Genomic DNA, 3595 nt, shown 5'->3' on the forward strand with positions numbered 1-3595 from the left:
GGTTCCGGCAGCCTTCAGTGGTCTTTGCAGAGTTAAGACAGACGGCTTAGCGTTGCACTTCGAACTTGAATCCGCCGTTTACTTTTTTTCTTTAACCCGGGAAATAACCACCGCTATGAAACTTAACCACCTTACCATCGGGCAACGGCTCGGGCTGCTGGCTGCCATTTTGCTGCTGGCAACGCTCTTTCTTGGTATCCGCGGCCTGCTGGTTAACGCCGCCGGACACGCGCAGAACCAGCAAATTATGGCCACGGAACAGGTGATTTCAGAAAGTATCGACACCGCGCGTAATGCGCAGGTGCAGTTCAAGATTCAGGTACAGGAGTGGAAAAACACCCTGCTGCGCGGCACACAGGATCAGGAACAATTCGATAAATACCGTAAAGCGTTTATCGAACAGAGCCAGAAAACGCAGGGTCTGCTGACCGAACTGAGCAAATATCTGCCGCAACTGGGTATGAATAACGCTGAAGTGCTGAAAACGCGCGCGCTGCATGCCGAGCTGGAACAGCGCTACACCGCCGCCCTGCAGCAATACCAGATTCAGGATGCAACCAGCCCGCAGCGGGTGGATAAGCTGGTGTCCGGTATTGACCGTGAGCCAACACGCATGATCGATGAGATGGTTGCCAGCACACTGAAGCAGGCGCAGCTGATCCGTGAACAGAGTGATGCACGCAATCTGGCGCTGTATCAGAAGACGCGAATGATGCTGCTGCTGGGAATGGTGTTTACCCTGATTGCGGGCTTTATCATCACCTGGTGGCTGGTACGCAGCATCACCCGTCCGCTGGCGCAGGCCGTCGCCATTGCCCGTACCGTCGCCGCGGGTGATCTGCAGGCCGACATTACAGTCAGTGGCCGCGATGAAACCGCCGAGCTGATGCAGGCGCTGCACGATATGAATAATAATCTGACGCGTATTGTCGCCGGTGTGCGTTCAGGCACCGAAACCATCGCTACTGCCTCGGGTGAGATTGCCACTGGCAGCCGTGAACTTTCAGCGCGTAACGAAGCCCAGGCAGGGGCGATTGTGGAAACTGCCGCGTCGATGGAGCAGCTGACATCCGTCGTCAAAAACAATGCCGAGAACTCACGTGTCGCCAGCAATATCAGCCGCGACGCTTTTACCGTTGCTCATCAGGGGGGAGAAGTGGTGGATCAGGTCGTGAAAACCATGAGTGAGATTAACCAGTATTCCAGCGAAATCAGCAATATTATCGACGTGATTGATGGCATTGCTTTCCAGACCAATATTCTGGCGCTGAATGCCGCAGTAGAAGCAGCGCGCGCCGGTGAACAGGGCAAAGGATTTGCTGTAGTGGCGGCGGAAGTGCGTGCGCTGGCGCAACGCTCAGCCACGGCAGCGAAAGAGATCGGCACGCTGATCGACAGCTCAGTGGCACGTATTAACCAGGGCAACACACTGGTGAAAGGCGCGGGCAGCGCGATGGAAGAAATTGTCGCCAGCGTGCAACGTGTCAGCCAGCTGGTCGAAACCATTTCCATGGCCAGTCATGAGCAGAGCACCGGCATCGATCAGGTGAACGTAGCGATCACCCATATGGATACCGCGACACAGCAAAACGCCACCCTGTCGCAGCAGTCGTCGGCAGCAGCGCAGTCAATGCAGCAGCAGGCTGAGCAGTTGCTGGAGATGGTGCGGGTATTCAAATTGCGTGAAGAACTGCATTAACCCGCCCGGCGAGTGACCGCGTGATGGCGCGGTCACTTCATCACTTCTTTTTCCAGCCAGTACAGCAGCACCTCAACCACATAACGCTGCTGCTGCGCATTCAGGGGCTGCCCGGCCTCAATATGGTGCCATTTTTCGAGACAACCACGGCAACAGGTGGCCGTCGCATGCTGGGCGATAAACACCGGATGACCGCGCATTGGCGTTTGCTTACCGTCATTAGGCGGATGCGCGGGCGCCAGACGCTGCGCGATAAAGTCTGCCGCATGCGACGCAATCAGCGTCTTACCTTTGTTAAAGCAGTAGTCGCGATCTTTCAGCGTAAGATGGAAACGCTGGCGAAACGGAGAACGCGCCAGGCGGGAAAACAGCGCTTCAAAGGTGGTCATGACATCTGTCTGTGATATGAAACGATACCGGCCAAGGCTACGCCCGTCGGGCATTCAGTGCAAGGCGGAGCCCTCGCAGCGGGAAAAGAAAAAACCGCCCGCAGGCGGTTCAGCATAAACAGCCGTGGTGCGGCTTAGTATACTTTCAGCTGGTGCAGTTTCAGCTCACCGGCCAGCAGTTCTTTATGCAGTTCGACCAGATTCTGCAGGTACGGCATCTGGAAATGTTTATCTAAATCTTCCTGGCTTTTCCATGTTTCACGAATGAAAAAAGCACCGGGCTGATTGAGATCTTCGTGTACCACAAACTGCACGCAGCCACTCTCAGCACGCGTCGGTTCAACAACATCCAGCGTTGCTTTACGCAGCGCATCTTCTTTGCCGGGTTTGGCAGAAAAAGCAGCAATCACTTCGATCATAGTAAGCACTCCTGTGAGGAAATTCGTGCCCGAACAATCTAATGCAATCGGTCAGGGTTGCCAAATATTGCGGAAAAAACTGGCACGTTTTGTGAAAAAGGCTTTCAGCAGAAGCGCTTAGCCAGAATATGTAATATGCTGCGCTGCGAGCGGCTGCAAAACTCAGTATCACCGATATGCTGCAGACCGAAAGACGTATAAAAACGGCGGGCATCAGGATTGCTTTGCAGCACTTCCAGCCAGAACAGTGCCTCTCCCCGCTGCTGAACCCGCATCATCACGTCAGTAAGAAATGCCCTGCCATATCCCTTACCAGTCTCACCTGGCGCGAAATAGAGTTTATTGAGTAAGCTGCCGGATTGCTGACTGCCAGGTATCGCGCAATGCCAGGTCAGTTTGGCAAACCCCACCGGCTTGTCAGTTTCCGCGATGAACCAGCAGACAGCGCTATCTTTCAGGCTTATCTCCAGCGTCTCAGCAGAATACTCATGGCTGATAAATTCACTCAGTTCATCAGCAGACTGCCACTGATGGGCAAAATGATGGTAATAGCTGGCCTATCCTAACTGTGCCAGTAATGTGGCATCCTGAATCGTCGCTTCCCGGATTGTTAACATCCTGGCTGACCTCCGTGGTTAACCATACAGACCTGTCGAAAACAGGCTAACGTTCTCATAATAATAAATTATTACATCCCCCAGGCGGGAGGGAACTAGACTATGGCATCACAGGGAGATAAGGAAAATAGTGATGTTCACGATTACAGAAGTCACCAAAAATGAGCCAGAACTTCAGCAATTGATCTCCGAACTGGATACTTTTCAGTCGGCACTGTACCCGGCAGAGAGCAATCATTGTATTGATATCAGCACCCAGCAAGATGATTCCATTCGCTGTTTACTTGTGCGTGATAATACAGGTCAGGCGGTCGGTTGCGGCGCGGTCCTGCTGCAGGATCATCACGCAGGCGAAATCAAACGTGTGTTTGTTAAGCCGTCCTGCCGGGGAATGCAGTTAGGGAAGGTGCGATTTAATCGTCAATTATGAGAACATAACTCTTTCTTTGACATAGACTTTTCACGATGCCC

General features: G+C 53.3%; 4 protein-coding genes and 1 pseudogene. 2 read left to right on the top strand and 3 right to left on the bottom strand.

Going from position 1 to position 3595, the window contains the following annotated elements; all coding sequences use genetic code 11:
- The first annotated feature begins 115 nt into the window (after positions 1-115).
- The gene (locus tag ACSZO1_RS21855) at positions 116-1699 is read left to right on the top strand and encodes a methyl-accepting chemotaxis protein (protein ID WP_437616417.1); all 1584 of its coding nucleotides are present in this window, start codon (positions 116-118) and stop codon (positions 1697-1699) included.
- A gap of 32 nt (positions 1700-1731) precedes the next feature.
- Here the strand turns inward: ACSZO1_RS21855 and ACSZO1_RS21860 are convergent, their stop codons facing one another.
- The 3 genes and pseudogenes from ACSZO1_RS21860 to ACSZO1_RS21870 all read right to left on the bottom strand — a co-directional run.
- Entirely contained in the window at positions 1732-2088 is a 357-nt protein-coding gene (locus ACSZO1_RS21860) for a DUF4186 domain-containing protein (RefSeq protein ID WP_437616419.1), read from the bottom strand.
- A gap of 134 nt (positions 2089-2222) precedes the next feature.
- Positions 2223-2507, bottom strand: a complete 285-nt coding sequence (locus ACSZO1_RS21865) for a putative quinol monooxygenase (protein WP_437616421.1) — start codon at positions 2505-2507, stop codon at positions 2223-2225.
- A 104-nt stretch (positions 2508-2611) separates the two neighbouring features.
- Positions 2612-3025 (bottom strand): annotated as a pseudogene (locus ACSZO1_RS21870) (GNAT family N-acetyltransferase); the annotation flags it as partial.
- 232 nt (positions 3026-3257) lie between these two features.
- Between ACSZO1_RS21870 and ACSZO1_RS21875 the strand changes: the two are divergent.
- Positions 3258-3554: a GNAT family N-acetyltransferase gene (locus tag ACSZO1_RS21875; RefSeq protein WP_437616423.1), complete on the top strand. Its 297-nt coding sequence runs from the start codon at positions 3258-3260 to the stop codon at positions 3552-3554.
- Positions 3555-3595 lie beyond the last annotated feature (41 nt).

Source organism: Erwinia sp. V71 (assembly GCF_965644245.1).
Classification (GTDB): Bacteria; Pseudomonadota; Gammaproteobacteria; order Enterobacterales; family Enterobacteriaceae; genus Erwinia.